The organism is Microbacterium sp. 2216-1, assembly GCF_046507855.1.
GTDB lineage: Bacteria > Actinomycetota > Actinomycetes > Actinomycetales > Microbacteriaceae > Microbacterium > Microbacterium esteraromaticum_C.
Genome location: NZ_JBKFTM010000004.1, coordinates 118,975 through 135,052, shown reverse-complemented (window position 1 = coordinate 135,052; position 16,078 = coordinate 118,975). Strand labels below are relative to the sequence as shown.

The 16,078-nt window shown below is 68.4% G+C and carries 16 protein-coding genes; 12 read left to right on the top strand and 4 right to left on the bottom strand.

From position 1 onward, the window contains the following. The first annotated feature begins 38 nt into the window (after positions 1-38). Positions 39-956, top strand: a complete 918-nt coding sequence (locus ACLD0U_RS12575) for a DUF808 domain-containing protein (RefSeq protein WP_179410309.1) — start codon at positions 39-41, stop codon at positions 954-956. 39 nt (positions 957-995) lie between these two features. Here the strand turns inward: ACLD0U_RS12575 and ACLD0U_RS12570 are convergent, their stop codons facing one another. After that, positions 996-1,214 (bottom strand): hypothetical protein, encoded by a 219-nt coding sequence (locus ACLD0U_RS12570; RefSeq protein WP_179410310.1) that lies wholly within the window; start codon positions 1,212-1,214, stop codon positions 996-998. Positions 1,215-1,309: 95 nt separating this feature from the next. On the opposite strand from ACLD0U_RS12570, the gene ACLD0U_RS12565 reads away from it, so the two are divergent. Together ACLD0U_RS12565 and ACLD0U_RS12560 are read left to right on the top strand one after the other, a co-directional pair. Next, on the top strand, positions 1,310-1,741 hold the full coding sequence (locus ACLD0U_RS12565) for a MepB family protein (RefSeq protein ID WP_410340804.1): 432 nt from the start codon (positions 1,310-1,312) through the stop codon (positions 1,739-1,741). A 33-nt stretch (positions 1,742-1,774) separates the two neighbouring features. Then, complete coding sequence (locus ACLD0U_RS12560; RefSeq protein WP_410340803.1) at positions 1,775-2,305, top strand: 2'-5' RNA ligase family protein; 531 nt, start codon at positions 1,775-1,777, stop codon at positions 2,303-2,305. Positions 2,306-2,318: 13 nt separating this feature from the next. Here ACLD0U_RS12560 and ACLD0U_RS12555 read toward each other — a convergent pair whose 3' ends face one another. Both ACLD0U_RS12555 and ACLD0U_RS12550 read right to left on the bottom strand, forming a co-directional pair. Continuing rightward, positions 2,319-2,930: a hypothetical protein gene (locus tag ACLD0U_RS12555; protein WP_347401288.1), complete on the bottom strand. Its 612-nt coding sequence runs from the start codon at positions 2,928-2,930 to the stop codon at positions 2,319-2,321. 30 nt (positions 2,931-2,960) lie between these two features. Next, positions 2,961-4,505, bottom strand: a complete 1,545-nt coding sequence (locus ACLD0U_RS12550; RefSeq protein WP_410340802.1) for a dolichyl-phosphate-mannose--protein mannosyltransferase — start codon at positions 4,503-4,505, stop codon at positions 2,961-2,963. A 35-nt stretch (positions 4,506-4,540) separates the two neighbouring features. Here ACLD0U_RS12550 and rsmI point away from each other — a divergent pair, with 35 nt between their 5' ends. From rsmI to ACLD0U_RS12530, 4 genes are all read left to right on the top strand, one after another. After that, positions 4,541-5,356 carry a 16S rRNA (cytidine(1402)-2'-O)-methyltransferase gene (gene rsmI / locus ACLD0U_RS12545; protein WP_410340801.1) on the top strand — a complete coding sequence of 272 codons (816 nt, stop codon included), beginning with the start codon at positions 4,541-4,543 and terminating at the stop codon, positions 5,354-5,356. Beyond that, a complete protein-coding gene (locus ACLD0U_RS12540) occupies positions 5,353-5,961 on the top strand; it encodes a class I SAM-dependent methyltransferase (RefSeq protein WP_410340800.1) in 609 nt (202 codons plus the stop codon). The genes rsmI and ACLD0U_RS12540 overlap by 4 nt, the downstream gene beginning before the upstream one ends. 68 nt (positions 5,962-6,029) lie before the next feature. Further along, positions 6,030-7,622 carry a methionine--tRNA ligase gene (metG, locus tag ACLD0U_RS12535; RefSeq protein WP_179410315.1) on the top strand — a complete coding sequence of 531 codons (1,593 nt, stop codon included), beginning with the start codon at positions 6,030-6,032 and terminating at the stop codon, positions 7,620-7,622. Between the two features lie 19 nt (positions 7,623-7,641). After that, entirely contained in the window at positions 7,642-8,517 is an 876-nt protein-coding gene (locus tag ACLD0U_RS12530; protein ID WP_410340799.1) for a TatD family hydrolase, read from the top strand. Between the two features lie 3 nt (positions 8,518-8,520). Here ACLD0U_RS12530 and ACLD0U_RS12525 read toward each other — a convergent pair whose 3' ends face one another. Next, entirely contained in the window at positions 8,521-9,801 is a 1,281-nt protein-coding gene (locus ACLD0U_RS12525) for an MFS transporter (protein WP_410340798.1), read from the bottom strand. A gap of 58 nt (positions 9,802-9,859) precedes the next feature. On the opposite strand from ACLD0U_RS12525, the gene rsmA reads away from it, so the two are divergent. From rsmA to ACLD0U_RS12500, 5 genes are read left to right on the top strand one after another with little or no spacing between them, the layout of a single operon-like run. Beyond that, entirely contained in the window at positions 9,860-10,741 is an 882-nt protein-coding gene (gene rsmA, locus ACLD0U_RS12520) for a 16S rRNA (adenine(1518)-N(6)/adenine(1519)-N(6))-dimethyltransferase RsmA (RefSeq protein ID WP_410340797.1), read from the top strand. Then, on the top strand, positions 10,738-11,802 hold the full coding sequence (gene mgrA / locus ACLD0U_RS12515; protein ID WP_315900927.1) for an L-glyceraldehyde 3-phosphate reductase: 1,065 nt from the start codon (positions 10,738-10,740) through the stop codon (positions 11,800-11,802). Before rsmA ends, mgrA begins: the two co-directional genes overlap by 4 nt. Positions 11,803-11,842: 40 nt before the next feature. Continuing rightward, positions 11,843-12,775 (top strand): 4-(cytidine 5'-diphospho)-2-C-methyl-D-erythritol kinase, encoded by a 933-nt coding sequence (locus ACLD0U_RS12510; RefSeq protein WP_179410319.1) that lies wholly within the window; start codon positions 11,843-11,845, stop codon positions 12,773-12,775. A gap of 53 nt (positions 12,776-12,828) precedes the next feature. Next, positions 12,829-14,223 (top strand): threonine/serine exporter family protein, encoded by a 1,395-nt coding sequence (locus tag ACLD0U_RS12505; protein WP_206551703.1) that lies wholly within the window; start codon positions 12,829-12,831, stop codon positions 14,221-14,223. A 40-nt stretch (positions 14,224-14,263) separates the two neighbouring features. Further along, positions 14,264-16,072: an ABC-F family ATP-binding cassette domain-containing protein gene (locus ACLD0U_RS12500; RefSeq protein ID WP_410340796.1), complete on the top strand. Its 1,809-nt coding sequence runs from the start codon at positions 14,264-14,266 to the stop codon at positions 16,070-16,072. Positions 16,073-16,078 lie beyond the last annotated feature (6 nt).

The following is a 16,078-nucleotide window of genomic DNA, read 5'->3' as shown; positions in this document are numbered from 1 at the left end:
GCGCTTCGTCTGTTCACGGGCCGCGGGGAGGAACCCACATGTCCGTTGGTCTGTTGGCGGTCGTCGATGACATTCTCAGTGCTGCGCTGAAGGCGTCGTCGAAGGCGGCCGGTGTCGTCATCGACGATGCAGCGGTGACCCCGCAGTACGTGCAGGGGCTGTCGCCGGCGCGTGAGCTGCCGGTGGTGGGCAAGATCGCGCTCGGGTCGATCGCGAACAAGTTCGTCATCATCATCCCCATCGCCCTGCTGCTGACGGCGTTCGCGCCGTGGGTGCTGCCGTATTTGCTGATCCTCGGTGGCGCCTACCTGTGCTTCGAGGGCGCCGAGAAGGTTCTCGAGTGGTTCGGCTTCGGCCACGGGCATGACGAGAAGGGCGAGCGCAACGAGAACCGACTGGTCTGGGGCGCGATTCGCACCGACTTGATCCTGTCGACCGAGATCATGCTCATCTCGCTGGCGAACCTCGAGCAGGGGCTGAGTATCTGGCAGACGCTGCTGATTCTGGCTGTGATCGCTGTGCTGATGACCGCGGTCGTCTACGGCGCCGTGGCGCTATTGGTGAAGATCGATGACGTGGGTCTGAAGATGGCCAAGCACCCGGTGCGCAAGGTGCGTCACACGGGTACGCGCATCGTGCGGTCGATGCCGGCCGTGTTCCGGGCGGTCAGTGTGATCGGCACCGTGGCGATGCTGTGGGTCGGTGGGCATCTGGTGCTCGTCAACCTCGGCGAGGTCGGCGTGCACGCCCCGGCCGACGTGCTGCACGGCGTTGAAGACCTGCTCGCGTCGTTCGGTGGTTTCGTCGTCTGGCTCGGTGGCACGGCGCTGTCGGCCATGTCGGGTTTGATCGTGGGCCTGGTGATCGTCGGTGTCGTGCTCGGCATCGGACGGATGCTGGGCAAGCGCCCCACCTTCGACGAGGGCCATCGCGCACCGGCGCTCGACCGCGCCTGAGCGCGGCGGGGGTCGTCGGCGCCGGTCCGCGGCGGACAGTCAGCGCTGATTGCGCGGATGCTGTCGTGCCACGCGCTCGTTTCCCCGTCGATAGTTGCCGGTCGCTCGCGCCATCAGCAACTGTGCGTCCTCGTGTGTGACCCGTTCCAGAAAGTCGGCCGCTCTCGCACCCCGGAGCGTCGTCGCGCGATTGCCGTGATGCGTGATCACGACGTCATCTCCTCGGACGGTGTACTCGAAGCCATGCGGTGCGGGCATCCCGCCATTGTTGCCGAGAACGCGCTGCCTGTCTGCGCCGAGCCCGGCAAACGCTTCGATTGGATCGCGTCGACACGCAGCGCTAGCGTCGACGGGTGGGATTCGAGGCGTTCGAGGCGTATGCGGTGGCGATGGGGATGCCGGCGGACGTCGTCGCAGAAGACCAGGGCAGTGACTGCGAGTCGGGTCTGGCTCAGATCGACGGTGAGACGTGGCACGTGCGTACAGCGCGGACCACGCCGACCAAGCCCGGCGCATTCGTCGCTTTCTGGCGGCGCGATGCGAACGGAGACACCGCTCCCTTCGGCGCGGATGATGTCGCATCCGGTCTTCTCGTGCTCGTCGAACAGGACGGGAGACGGGGCGTGTTCCGGTTCTCAGCCGGGCACCTTGCGAACCTGGGGATCACGGCGGGAAAGCACGCGGGCAAGCGCGGATTTCGCGTCTACCCGAGCTGGTGCACGGGCCTGAACTTGCAGGCGACTCGGACGCAGCGCGCCCGGGCGCCGGCCTTTCAGGAGTACTGAGTATTTCCCGAGGGGCGTCCGTACCATGGAGCGATGTCGAGGACAGCACTGATCGTCAAGGGGCCGGCATCGCACAAGCTCGTGGAACTGCGCAACCGCTACGCGCTCGACGCGCAGCTCGGAGTTCCTCCGCACCTCACGATCCTGTTCCCGTTCGTTCCCGAAGCGCAGCTGGATGACGAGTGTCTGCGGCTTCTCGATGAAGCGCTCGGTCGTGTGAGCAGCTTCAGTTACTCGCTCGTCACTACGGGGTGGTTCGGGGATCACGTGCTCTGGCTTGCCCCGCAAGACCCGACGCCCTTCATCCGACTTACCGACGCGGTATGTGCAGCGTTTCCGTCTTACCCGCCGTACGCAGGGGCGCACGACGGAGTGGTGCCACATCTGACAGTGGGAGATAGCGCCGACCATCCTCAACTGCGTCGCGCCGAGCGGGAGGCTGCGCGGATGCTGCCGCTATCCGGCGCAGTGGCGGCGGTGACATTGATCGGTGAGGGCGCCGATGGGACGTGGCGCGAGCTCATGGAGATTCCCCTCCGCAACGAAGGAGTGGGCGCGTCGTAGCGTGTCGTCGCGACTACGCGAGAGCGGCAGCCCACGGGTGGCCGGGGTGGGCGGTGTTGAGGGCGTCACGCAACCACCTTGCGGAGTCGTTGCTCAGCAGGGGTCGTGCCGCATCGAAGTCGAGTCGGTCCTGAGGGCGTAGACCGGGGGCCTTGTGCAGCAGCTGGATCTCGGGGCGCAGGTAGTCGATCCCACCCTTCGTCCAGAGAATCTTCTCGAAGGGGAGCGTGACTCGGGAGTCTCTCTTGTAGGTCCACGTGTCGTCAGACGCATCCATCAGGATGACATCGTATTCCCACGGGGCCGCTCCGCTGGTGCGGAGCCACAGGTTGCTGCATCGAGTCGGCACCGCGCGCGACGGATCGGCGAGCGGGCGCAGGTCACCGCGGTCGGCAGCCCACACGTCGTAGGCGCCGACCACGTGCGCACGAAGCAGGTCGGCGTCCGCCCGGGGGATGCTGGGGTCGATGTCGCCGTGAGGACGGGGGAGGTTCGTGAAAGCTTCGATCGCCCAGCCGCCAGCGATCCACCATCGCCCCGGATAGCCCGCAAGAAGGCGCGCGACGTCGGTGACGGAGCGGGGCATCCATGGCCCGTACAGTCGGATGACCTCGTCGTGTTGCACCAAGCCAGGCTAGTCGGGCGGCGCCTCCGCTCAGATCCAGCTCGGCAGCCAGTTGTGGATGAGCCAGAAGTCGTAGGGCACGCTCATGCCCGTCCAGACCGGGTAGAAGAACGCCGATACGAGAGCAGCGATGATGAGGAACACGGTGACGGTGCGCTGTCCGGCCTGCCGCCGGTGCAGCGGACGGTCGGCATGGCCAGCCAGCTCGCGCAGCGCGATGGCGAGGGCGAGCACGAGGAACGGCATCATGACCACCGTGTAGAACTGGAAGATCGTGCGCTCGGGCACCAGCAACCACGGCACATATGTGGCGAGCAGCCCCACCAATGGGTAAGTCAGAACGGGGCTGGCGGGAGCCCTCATGATGAGCCCACGCACGAAACGGTAGAGCAGGTACACCGCGGCGGCGACACCGCCGTACCAGATCAGCGGGTTGGGTACCGAAGAGATCACCGCGATGCAGTGGTCGACACCGCACGGTGCCGGTTCGTCGGCTACCCAGACCGCAGTCGGTCGCAACAGTAACGGCCACTGCCACGCCGGACTCGAGTACGGGTGCGCGCTGGCGAGGCCGACATGGAACGTCAGCATCGAGGCGTGATAGTCCCACAGGGCCATCAGCGGATGGGCATCCGTCGTTCGCCCGTACCCTCCCGCGGTGACCAGCCAACCTGTCCACGACGCGAGGTAGACGACCAGCGCCGGACCCACCAGCAACACGAACGACGCCGGTCCCTGACGGAAGACCGCATCGGTCGGCCACAGCACGATGCCCGCGCGGCGTCGGGCCAGGGCATCGGTGAACACCGTGTACAGGCCCAGCACGGCCATCGCATACAGGCCTGACCACTTCACGGCCGAGGCGGCACCCAGCGCGACGCCCGCGGCGATCAGCCACGGCCGTGCCCACAGCACCCGCCCGATCATCCGCTGCGTGGTGGCGGGCCTTTCGGTGCGAGGGATGGTGCGCTGTCGATCGATCAGTACGAACAGCACCCCCAGCGTGATGAAGAAGGTGAGGATGCCGTCGAGCAGTGCGATGCGGCTCATCACGATCGCGACGCCGTCGATGGCCAGCAGGCCGCCGGCGATGGTCGCCACGGTGTGCGAACGTGTCAGCCGCAGGGCGATCAGATAGACCACCAGCACCGTGAGCGCTCCGAGAACGGCGGTGGTCACCCGCCAGCCGAAGCTCGATCCGGGACCCCACAGGGCCATGCCGAGGGCGATGATCCACTTGCCGAGCGGCGGATGCACCACATACGAGCCCTCGGGCTGCAGCGCGGATGCATCGCCCTGGGGCAACTGCTCGTTCGCGCCCTCGCCCCAGGTGCCCTCATAGCCCAGCGTCCACAGCGACCACGCGTCCTTGACGTAATACGTCTCGTCGAACATGATCTCGTGCGGGTGGGCGAGATTGACCAGGCGCAGCACCGCCGCGAGCAGCGTGACCAGCGTGGGGGCGAGCCAGGCGAGCATCCGAGCCCGCGCCGGTTCCGCGCGCAGGCCGTCGCGCAGTCTCTCCCAGCGCGTCGTCGCCCGCGGATGCTGCGGCAGCGCGTCGGTCGAGGTCACCCGAACAGCCTAGTTGCGGCGCCTAAGCTGGTCGGATGATCATCCTCGCCGCGACTCCCATCGGCAACCTCGGTGATGCGTCGCGGCGCTTGATCGAGGTGCTTGAGAACGCCGAGATCGTCGCGGCTGAAGACACCCGCACCACCCAGCGGCTGCTCAAGGCACTGCAGATCGACAACCGTCCGCGGCTGATCGCCCTGCACGACCACAACGAGAAGCACAAGGCGGCTGAGCTGGCCGAGCTCGCCGAGCAGCAGGACATCGTCGTCGTCAGCGACGCCGGGATGCCCGCGATCAGCGACCCCGGCTACGGGCTGGTCGCCGCGGCGGTCGAACGCGGAGTGACCGTCACCGCTGTGCCGGGGCCCAGCGCCGCGCTGATGGCGCTCGCCATCTCGGGAATGCCCACCGACCGGTTCACATTCGAGGGATTCCTTCCGCGCAAGCCGGGGGAGCGCAGGCAGACGCTTCGGATGCTGGCATCCGAGCCCCGTACGATGATCTTCTTCGAGTCGCCCGCGCGGCTGGCTTCGTCGCTTGCCGACATGGGAGAGGCCTTCGGCGCCGACCGTCGTATCGCGGTCTGCCGTGAGTTGACGAAGCTGTACGAAGAGGTGCGCCGCGGCACCGCCGACGAACTCGTCGCCTGGGCTGAGGCCGGTGTAAGGGGCGAGATCGTCGTCGTCGTCGAGGGCGCCGTGCCCGTTGCCGTATCGGCCGAGAACGCGCTCGCGCAGGTGCAGGCTCTCGTCGCCTCCGGGCTCCGCCTCAAAGAGGCCTGCGCCGAGGTCGCCGCCGCCACCGGGTTGAGCTCACGCGACCTGTACCAGGCGGCGCTCGCCGCCCGATGAGCGCACACGTCGCCGACGCCTACGATCGGCGCTCCGCCGAGTACATCGCCGTGCTCGGCGAGATCACTCAGATGGACGCTGCCGACCTCGACCTGATCGGCGCATGGCGGGATGCCACTCCGGGACGGCTGTTGGATGCCGGGTGCGGGCCGGGGCACTGGGCCCAGTTTCTGCGCAGCGGCGGGCGCGAGGTTCTCGGTGTCGACCTGTCCGCACAGTTCATCGCGCACGCACGATCGACGTATCCGAAGATCGAGTTCGTCGCGGGTTCATTCACAGATCTGCCGGCGTCGGACGCGTCGCTGGGCGGCATCCTCGCCTGGTACTCGCTGATCCACATGCCACCCGAAGAGCTGCCCGTCGCCCTGGCCGAGTTCGCCCGGGTGCTTGCCCCCGGCGGCAGCATCCTGATCGGGTTCTTCGACGGTCCGCCCGGCGAGCCCTTCGACCACGCTGTCGCGCCCGCCTACTACTGGAGCGCGGATGCCCTCGGGGAGTTGCTTGATCGTGCGGGCCTCACCGCGACAGCATCCGAATCCCGCGCGCGTGCGGAAGGCGAGATCAGCGCCCGCCCGCATGCATCGTTGATGGCTACCCGGCGCTGAGGGACCGCCTGCCCCGAGCCCCGGTCACGCGGTCAACGCGCAGGCCTTTCCCGCCTAGAATCGAGAGCATGCCCGCAGGCGAATCGTTCTACATCACCACGCCCATCTACTACCCCTCCGATGTGCCTCACATCGGCCACGGGTACACGACGGTCGCCGTCGACACCCTGTCGCGCTGGCACCGCCAGGCGGGCGATGACACGTGGATGCTCACGGGCACCGATGAGCACGGCCAGAAGATGCTGCGCGCGGCCGCGGCCAACAACGTCACCCCGCAGGAATGGGTCGACCGTCTCGTCGGCGAGAGCTGGTTCCCGCTGCTGAAGACGCTCGACGTGGCCAACGACGACTTCATCCGCACGACGCAGGAGCGTCACGAGCGCAACGTGCAGACGTTCTTCCAGAAGCTCTACGACGCGGGCTACATCTACGCCGGCGAGTACGAGGCGCTGTACTGCGTGGGGTGTGAGGAGTTCAAGCCCGACAGTGAGATCGTCGAAGGCACCGGCCCGTTCGAGGGGCTCAAGGTCTGCGCGATCCACTCCAAGCCGCTGGAGCTGCTGCAGGAGAAGAACTACTTCTTCAAGCTCAGCGAGTTCCAGGACCGCCTGCTTGAGCTCTACAAGACCGAGCCCGACTTCGTGCGCCCTCACTCGGCGCGCAACGAGGTCGTGTCGTTCGTCAGCCAGGGCCTGAAGGACCTGTCGATCTCGCGCTCCACGTTCGACTGGGGCATCCCGCTGCCGTGGGACGAATCGCACGTCATCTACGTGTGGGTCGACGCGCTGCTCAACTACGCCACCGCGATCGGCTACGGCTCCGACCAGCAGAACTTCGACCGCCGCTGGCCCGGCTACCACGTCGTCGGCAAGGACATCCTGCGCTTCCACGCGGTGATCTGGCCGGCGATGCTGATGGCCGCCGGCGTCGACGTGCCCAAGGGCGTCTTCGCGCACGGCTGGCTGCTGGTCGGCGGCGAGAAGATGTCGAAGTCGAAGCTCACCGGTATCGCACCGACCGAGATCACCGATGTCTTCGGCTCGGACGCCTATCGCTACTACTTCCTGTCGGCGATCGCGTTCGGACAGGACGGCTCGTTCTCGTGGGAGGACCTCTCGGCCCGCTACCAGGCCGAGCTCGCCAACGGCTTCGGCAACCTCGCCTCGCGCACGATCGCGATGATCCAAAAGTACTTCGATGGCGTCGTGCCGACCGCGGCCGAGTACACCGAGCGCGATCTCGAGATCCAGAAGACGGTGGCGGATGCTGCGACTGGCGCGGATGCCGCCATGGAGCAGTTCCGGATCGACGAGGCGATCGACGCGATCTGGACGATCGTCGACCAGCTCAACCACTACATCACCGAGAACGAGCCGTGGGCGCTCGCCAAGCAGGCGGATGCGGGCGACGAGGCGCAGCGCGACCGTCTGGCCACCGTGTTGTACACCTGTGCCGAGGGTCTGCGTGCACTGGCTGTACTGCTGTCGCCGGTGATGCCGCAGTCCACGGCGAAGCTGTGGGATGCCCTCGGCGTCACCGACGCGCTGGGTGAGCTGACGGCGCAGCCGATCCGTGAGGCAGGCGCGTGGGGTGCGCTGCAGCCCGGCACCAAGGTCGGTGCACTGGCGCCGTTGTTCCCGCGTGTGGAGCAGACCGCCTGAGCAACGAGTCGACCGAGTCATGACCGAGACATACGTGCGCGAGCGCTCCTCCGAGGGGCGCAAGGATTTGCGGTACCCGGCGGCGCCTGAGCCGCTGGCCGTTCCGGTGTACGACAACCATGCGCACCTCGAGATCGTCGACGGAGTCGAGCCCCTCGCGCTCGCCGAACAGCTCGATCGCGCCGCCGACGTGGGCGTCGCTGGCGTGGTGCAGGCCTCGGGTGACATCGAGTCGTCCCGCTGGGCGGTCGAGGCGGCGGCATCCGATCCCCGCGTGCTCGCGGCGGTGGCGATCCACCCCAACGACGCCCCCGTGTACGCGCAGGCGGGGCGCCTCGCCGAAGCCCTCGACGTGATCGACGAGCTCGCCGCGCACCCGCGCACGCGCGCCATCGGTGAGACCGGCCTCGACTACTTCCGCACCGGCGAGGAGGGGCGTCCCGCCCAGCACGAGTCGTTCGAGGCGCACATCGCCTTGGCCAAGAAGCACGGCATCGCGATGCAGATCCACGACCGTGACGCTCATGACGACGTGCTGGCGGTGCTCGATCGCGTTGGCGCGCCCGAGCGCACCGTGTTCCACTGTTTCTCGGGCGACGAGCAGATGGCGCGCATCGCGGCGGATGCCGGTTATTACCTCTCGTTCGCGGGCAATGTCACGTTCAAGAACGCGCAGAACCTGCGCGACGCGCTGGCGGTCACCCCGCTGGAGCGGATCCTCGTCGAGACGGATGCCCCGTTCTTGACCCCGGTGCCGCTGCGAGGCCGCCCCAACGCGCCGTACCTCGTGCCGATCACCGTGCGGTTCCTGGCCGCCGAGCTCGGCATCGACGTGGATGAGCTGAGCGCTCGGCTCGCCGCGAACACCCTCGCGGTCTACGGGGCGTTCGACTGAGTCTCAGTTTCCGGGCGCCGGGCTCGTCGGGCCGGCGTCATCCAGCGCCGGCTTGGCGTTGACGATGTGCGAGATCGGGCGCCAGACCACCAGCAGGGTCAGTGCGGCACCGGCGAACGCGAACCACCACGGGGCGGTCAGGCCCCACACCTGGGCGATCACGCCGCCCAGCGCCTGCCCGATGACCATGCCGCCGAACACGCCCACCATGTTCACCGACGCCACGCGCCCCTGCAGCTCGGGTGGCACCAACCTCTGGCGGACGGTGGTCGAGATCGTGCCCCAGACGAAGGCGTAGAAGCCGAAGAACAGCATGATCACCAGCGCCACCCACCCGGTGCTGGTCAGCGCGAACGCGAGGTGCATGACGACCTCCATCGACAGGCACACGCGCATCAGTGTCGCGAACGAGATGTGCCGCTCCAGCCAGCCGAAACTGAAGGTGGCGAGCAGACCTCCGGCCGCGGACGCTGTGGTCAGCGCGCCGAACCCGACCGCGCCCATGTTCAGGTGCTCGGTCGCGTACAGCACGAGCACGCCCCAGGGGGCCGCCCAGGTGATGTTGAACAGCAGGATGATGAGCACCAGCATCCGCACCGGGGGATTGCGCCACAGCCATTTGATGCCCTCGGCGATGTCCGTGTGCACCGGGGCGCGCGCCGCGTCGGGGCCGCCCTCACGCGGCGGAACCGGCGTCGCCGCCATCCGCGAGACGAGCACGATCGCCAGCACGATGCACAGCCCTTCCAGCAGGAACGGCCACGCCGAACCGGCGGCGAACAAGAAGGCTCCAAGCGGAGGGCCGGCGAACTGGTTCGCCACCAGGTACCCGGCCTGCAGGCGGGCATTGCCGATGCCGAGGTCGACGGGTCGCACCAGCATCGGCAACAGGGTGCTCGCCGTCGTGTCGACGAACACCTCGGCGGTGCCGTACAGGAACGCCACCGCGAGCACGATCCAGATGTTCGCGGTCCCGGTCAGCAGAAAGACGCACAGCGCCGCGATCACGATCGCGCGGGCGGCGTTGGCGAACATCACCAGGCGGCGGCGGTCGAAGCGGTCGGCGATGGCTCCCGCATGCAGCCCGAACAGCAGCCAGGGCAAGAACTGCAGCACGGCGCCCGAGGCGACCAGGATCGGCGACGAGGTCATCGAGGCGATCAGCAGGGGAGCGGCGGCCAACGCGACGCCGTCGCCGATGTTGCTGGTCCACGACGACGCCAGCAGCCAGCGGAAATCGCGGCCCAGACGGCGCGGTGCGATGAGCTCTCCGAGTGCGGTCACCCGGTTGATCTTAGGGTCGTTTCCCGCGGCACGTGACGGAATGCGGAACAATGTGAGGATGACCGTCTCACTGCTCGGCGCCACCGAGATCCGCAGACTCGCCGCCGAGCTCGACGTCACCCCCACCAAGAAGCTGGGGCAGAACTTCGTCGTCGACGCCAACACCGTGCGCAAGATCGTGCACGCCGCGGGCGTGCAGCCCGGCGAACGGGTCGTCGAGATCGGCCCGGGCCTCGGCTCACTGACCCTGGCGATCCTCGAAACGGGCGCGTCGGTGACCGCCGTCGAGATCGACCACCGCCTCGCCGAGCGCCTGCCGCGCACCGCCGCCGACCGCGGCGTTGAGGACGGCGCACTCACAGTGGTGGACGCGGATGCCATGCAGGTCACCGATCTACCCGGAGACCCCACGATCCTCGTCGCCAACCTGCCGTACAACGTCTCGGTGCCGGTGCTGCTGCACTTTCTGGAGACCTTCCCGGCGCTGCAGCGCGGGGTCGTGATGGTGCAGGCCGAAGTCGCCGAGCGGCTGGCCGCGCGGCCCGGCTCGAAGATCTACGGCGCCCCGAGCGTGAAGGCCGCGTGGTACGGCCCCTGGCAGCTGCGGGGCACCGTCTCGCGGCAGGTGTTCTGGCCCGTGCCGAACGTCGACAGCCTGCTGGTCGGCTTCGTGCGCGATGACGAACCCCGCGGCAGCGAGGACGAGCGCCGTCGCACGTTCCAGATCGTGGACGCCGCGTTCAACCAGCGTCGCAAGATGCTCCGTCAGGCGCTGTCGGGGCTGTTCGGCAGCTCTGCGGCAGCATCCGCCGTTCTGGAATCCGCCGGTGTCGCACCCACCGCACGCGGCGAGGACCTCACGGTCGACGACTACCACCGCATCGCACGCACGGCTCCGACAGGCACCGCATCGGCTGATGCGGATACTCTGGCACCGTGACCGAACCGCGCTTTCAGCCCCACGTTCCCGAGATCCACCGCCCGTACGTCGCGGCTCCGGATCGCTATCAGCGCTTCGCCTACCGTCAGGTGGGGACCTCTGGCCTGTACCTGCCGCCGATCTCGCTCGGCCTGTGGTGGAACTTCGGCGACAACATCCCGCTCGACAACCAGCGCGCGCTGCTGCGCCACGCATTCGACAACGGCATCACCCACTTCGACCTGGCGAACAACTACGGCCCGCCATACGGTTCGGCCGAGAAGAACTTCGGGCGCATCTTCGCCGAAGACCTGGCGCCCTACCGTGATGAGCTGATCATCTCGTCGAAGGCGGGCTGGGACATGTGGCCGGGGCCCTACGGCGACCTCGGCAGCCGCAAGTACATCCTCGCCAGCGCCGAGCAGTCGCTGACCCGCATGGGTCTCGACTACGTCGACATCTTCTACTCGCACCGCGTCGACCCGGTCACCCCGATCGAAGAGACCATCGGGGCGCTCGACACCCTGGTGCGGCAGGGCAAGGCCCTCTACGTCGGCATCTCGTCGTACAGCCCCGAGCGCACCGAGGCCGCACTGGCCGTGGCACGCGACCTGGGCACGCCGTTGATCATCCACCAGCCCTCGTACTCGATCCTCAACCGCTGGGTCGAGGACGGCCTGACCGATGTGCTGCGCGCCGAGGGCGTTGGCGCGATCGCCTTCACGCCGCTCGCGCAGGGACTGCTCACCGGCAAGTACCTCGGCGACGGCACAGCCGATCGTGCGCAGAAGCGCGGGTCACTGTCGGACCGGCCGCTCTCAGACGAAGGACTCGCCCTGCTGCGCGGGCTCAACGACATCGCCGCCGACCGCGGGCAGAGCCTCGCGCAGATGGCCCTGCAGTGGACGCTGCGCGACCCGGTGGTCGTCTCGGCGCTGATCGGAGCCTCGCGTCCGGAGCAGCTCGATGAGAACATCGCCGCGGTAGATGGTCCCGCCTTCACCGACGAAGAGCTCACGGCGATCGACGCGCTCTCGCACGGCATCGACGTCAACCTGTGGTCGGTGTCGTCCGAACTGTGAACCGTGCGCGCGAGGCGCGCCGCAACCGAAGGGAGCCGCGATGAGCACAGCGCAGCGCACCGAAGCCGTGCACGTACGCGCCCCCGGCAAGATCAACCTCTACCTGGGGGTCGGGCTACCGCACGATGATGGCTATCACGCCCTGGCCACCGTGTTCCAGGCCGTATCGCTGTACGAGGACGTCACCGCCTACCCCGCCGACGGGTTCTCGCTCGAGGTGCACGGCGACGTCGACCTCGACGAGGTGCCCACCGATGACCGCAACCTCGCCATGCGCGCGGCCAAGCTGCTCGCTCAGGCCACCGGGGTTACGGCCGGCGTGCACCTTGTGATCCGCAAGGGCGTGCCCGTCGCCGGGGGAATGGGCGGTGGTTCGGCAGATGCCGCGGCCGCGCTGGTCGCATGTGACGCACTGTGGGGCACCGATCTCGGCGCTCACCGGCTGCACGAGCTGGCCGCGCGTCTGGGAGCCGATGTGCCATTCGCGCTGCACGGCGGAACCGCGATCGGAGCGGGGCGAGGCGACGAGCTGACGCCCGCTCTGGCGCGCGGACGCTTCGACTGGGTGCTGATCATGAGTGCACAGGGACTGTCGACCCCCGAGATCTACGGGCGCCTCGACACGATGCGCGCCCACGGCGAGGCGCTCGCCGACGACCCGCAGCCGTCCTTGGACGTGCCGGTGGCGGTACTGCAGGCGTTGCGGGCGGGGGATGCCGCAGCCCTCGCCCCCGTGATGTTCAACGACCTGGAGCGCGCGGCGCTGCACGGCCGCCCGGATCTCGAGCATGCGCTCGCCGACGGTGTACGCCTCGGGGCGTTGTCGGGAATCATCTCGGGGTCGGGCCCCACGGTCGCGCTGCTGTGCGGCGGACCCGAAGCGGCGCGTGCGGTGCAGCAGGAACTGGAGGCAGCCGGCCATGCAGCGCTGCACGTGCACGGGCCCGTCGCCGGCGCACGCATCGTGGTCTGAGCGCGAACGCGTCAGGGTTGAGCGGCACCTCGTGCGCCTGTGAGGATGGGACGATGGGTGCAGCAGGAAAGAACTGGCGCGCGCGGCTGGTCCACGCGATCCACGTCGACGCGGCCTCGCGCCCCGAGACCCAGGCGATGCTCTCGATCGACGAGATGCATGCGCGTCGCGTCATCGAGCTGGCGATGCGCATCGCCGAGTCTCTGATCGCCGTCGGCGCCGCGGCCAACGAAGTCGTACTGTCGATCACGAGAGTGACGGCGGCATGGGGCATCCGACCGGTGCACGTCGACATCACGTTCAACTCGATCGCCGTGTCGTATCACGGCGGTGAATCCGACCTGCCGTTCACCCTGATCCGGGTCGTCCGGGCGCCCGTGCCCGATCACTCCAAGCTTCAGCAACTGCAGGCGCTCGTCGCGCAGATCCAGGCGGGTCTCGACCTCGATGAGGCCCGCGTCCGCTTCCATGTGATCCGTCGCACTCCCTTCCGCTATCGCCCCACCGTCATCGTGCTGGCACAGGGACTGCTCGCCGTCGGCGTCTGCCTGCTCTTCGGTGCGGGCTGGATGACCACCCTGGTCGCTCTGCTCGCCGCGTGCGGCGCGGCGCTGACTCAGCGCTGGATGGCACGGATGCATGTGCCGTTCTTCTTCTCGCAGGCCGCCGGTGCGCTCGTGGTCACCGCGTTCGCCGCGGTGACCAATGCCCTGCGTGTCCACGAAGTGCCCCTGTTCGAAGGCGCCAGCCCCGGCATCATCGTCGCGGCCGGCATCGTGCTTATGCTGGCGGGGATGTCGGTCGTGGCTGCGGCGCAGGATGCCATCGACGGCTTCGCGCTCACGGCGGGCGGGCGCATCCTCGACCTGGCGTTGCTCACGCTCGGGGTCGTGGTCGGCATCGTCGGCGGCGTCTCATTCGCCCAGCGACTCGGGGTGGGCTTCCCGCTCTCCACCGACCCGCCGGAGCTCGGGCCGGTCACCATGCAGCTCGTCGGCGTCGTGCTCATCGCCGTGACGGTGGCCGTGTGGAACGGCGCCACCGCGCGCACCATCCTGGTCTCGGCCCTCTTGGGGAGCATCGCCTGGGGCGGGTACAGCGCCGCCGTCGCGGGCGGCATCGGCGTCGCACTCGCGAGTGCGATCGGGGCGCTGGTCGCCAGCTTCATCGGCACGCTCATCGCGCACCGTCTGCACGTGCCATCGATCGCCGTCACGACCGCCGCCATCGTGCCGATGGTGCCCGGTTCCGTGGTCTACCGCGGGCTGCTCGGCATCGTCGAGGCAGAAGGCGAGGCGATGGGGCTGATCCTCGGGTTCGCGGACCTGTTCCAGGCGGCTGCCATCGGCCTCGCCCTCGCCTCGGGCGCATCGCTCGGACTCGTGCTCGGTGCACCGGTGCGCGACACGCTGCAGAGCGTCGTGCGCCGACGCGGTCGCATCCGCTGACCGGCGGGCGCCCAGCGGTACCGGATAGCCTGGGTACGACATGGCACATCTGCTCGGAGCCGAAGGGCTCCACCTCGAATACCCCACCCGCGTCGTCTTCGACTCCGTCACCCTCGGCATCGAGGAGGGCGACCGCATCGGCATCGTCGGACGCAACGGCGACGGCAAGTCGAGTCTGCTCGCGATGCTCGCGGGCCGCAAGGAGCCCGACGCCGGCCGCGTCACGGTGCGCGGCGGAACACGCATCGGCGTGCTCGACCAGGCCGACACGCTCGACGACGCACTGACCGTGGGAACCGCCGTCGTCGGCGACACCCCCGAGCACGAGTGGGCGGGGGATGCCCGCATCCGCGACGTCATCGCCGGGCTGGTCGGCGACCTCGACTGGGAGGCCTCGGTGGCCTCGCTCAGCGGCGGTCAGCGCCGCCGCGTCTCACTGGCACGACTGCTGACCGGTGACTGGGACATCATCGCGCTCGATGAGCCCACGAACCACCTCGACGTCGAGGCGATCACGTGGTTGGCGGGGCATCTGAAGACCCGCTGGGCCCGCAACGCCGGGGCACTCATGGTCGTCACCCACGACCGGTGGTTCCTCGACGAGATCTGCACGGCCACCTGGGAGGTGCACGACCGCATCGTCGAGCCCTTCGAGGGCGGATACGCCGCGTACATCCTGCAGCGCGTGGAGCGCGACCGAATGGCCGCCGCGACCGAGGCCAAGCGCCAGAACCTCGCCCGCAAAGAGCTGGCCTGGCTGCGTCGTGGCGCGCCCGCGCGCACGAGCAAGCCGAAGTTCCGCATCGACGCCGCCAACGCACTCATCGCCGATGTGCCGCCGATCCGAGACACCGTATCGTTGCAGTCGCTCGCCGTGGCGCGGCTGGGCAAAGACGTCGTCGACCTGCTCGACGCCGGTGTCGCCTACGGCGACCGCCAGGTGCTCAAGGACGTCGAGTGGCGCATCGCGCCGGGCGAGCGCACTGGCATCCTCGGCGTCAACGGTGCGGGCAAGTCGACGCTGCTGGGCCTGGTGGCCGGCACCGTCGAACCGACCAGCGGTCGCGTCAAGCGCGGCAAGACCGTGCAGGTACGCACCCTGACCCAGCGGATCGACGAGCTCGAACAACACTGGACCGACCCCGTGCGCACGGTGATCAACGGGCTGCGCACGTCGTACACCTTCGGCAGTGGGTCGAAGGCGCAGGACCTCACCCCGGGGCAGCTGCTCGAGCGGCTCGGATTCACCTCGGCGCAGTTGTCGACCCCGGTGAAGGATCTATCGGGTGGACAGCAGCGCCGACTGCAACTGCTGCTCGTGCTGCTCGACCAGCCCAACGTGTTGATCCTCGATGAGCCGACCAACGACATGGACACCGACATGCTCGCCGCGATCGAGGACCTGCTCGACTCGTGGCCGGGCACACTGCTCGTGGTCAGCCACGACCGCTACTTCCTCGAGCGCGTCACCGATCAGCAGTACGCCGTGCTGCCGGGCCCCGACGGCTCAGGGCGCCTGCGGCACCTGCCCGGCGGGATCGACGAGTATCTGCGCCTGCGTGCGGCGATGCCCACCGGCGAGCGGACGGCGCACGATGCCGCACCCGCTCCGGTCGGATCGGCGCTGTCGGGGGCCGAGCTGCGCGCCGCCGAGAAGGAGGCGTCGATGCTCGAGCGCAAGATGCAGAAGCTGAACGATCAGATCGACAAGGCCAAGCACGCGCTCGCCGACCACGACCAGTCCGACTACGAGGGTCTGGGTGAGAAGATGCGCGCGATCCAAGCGCAGCAGGACGAGGTCGAAGAGCTTGAGATGCGCTGGTTCGAGGTCACCGAGCAGATCGGCTGAGTTCAG